Source organism: Streptomyces griseicoloratus (assembly GCF_014534645.1).
GTDB classification, from domain to species: domain Bacteria; phylum Actinomycetota; class Actinomycetes; order Streptomycetales; family Streptomycetaceae; genus Streptomyces; species Streptomyces griseicoloratus.
The window spans coordinates 1-267 of sequence record NZ_JACVQF010000142.1 but is presented as its reverse complement, the minus strand read 5'-3'; the positions used below and the strand labels follow the sequence as shown (position 1 = coordinate 267).

General features: G+C 63.7%; 1 protein-coding gene. It reads right to left on the bottom strand.

Annotation, left to right across the window (positions count from 1 at the left end):
* On the bottom strand, positions 1–230 hold a 230-nt coding region (locus H0H10_RS41630), incomplete at its 3' end, for a ribulose-1,5-bisphosphate carboxylase small subunit (protein WP_188179466.1).
* Positions 231–267 lie beyond the last annotated feature (37 nt).

Here is a 267-nt window from a genome sequence, read left to right as displayed (position 1 = left end):
ACCTGCTTGAGGAGGGCCTCCGTGCTGAGCGGTGGCAGGTAAGACAGGGTCTCGAACTTCTTGATGCCCTCGATGGGCCACACCTGCATGCACCTGATCCTTCCACCGTTGCTGACGCTGCCGAGGCTAGCGCCGTTGGAGCGGCGGCTGACGGGGAGGCCGGCGGTGGACTTGAGCCCCTGGAAAGGAGCGACGGAGGTGGCCGACGAGGCCATCACGGTGGGGGCCATGGCTGTACTATGTAGGTATATAGCTTGCTAGGAGGAG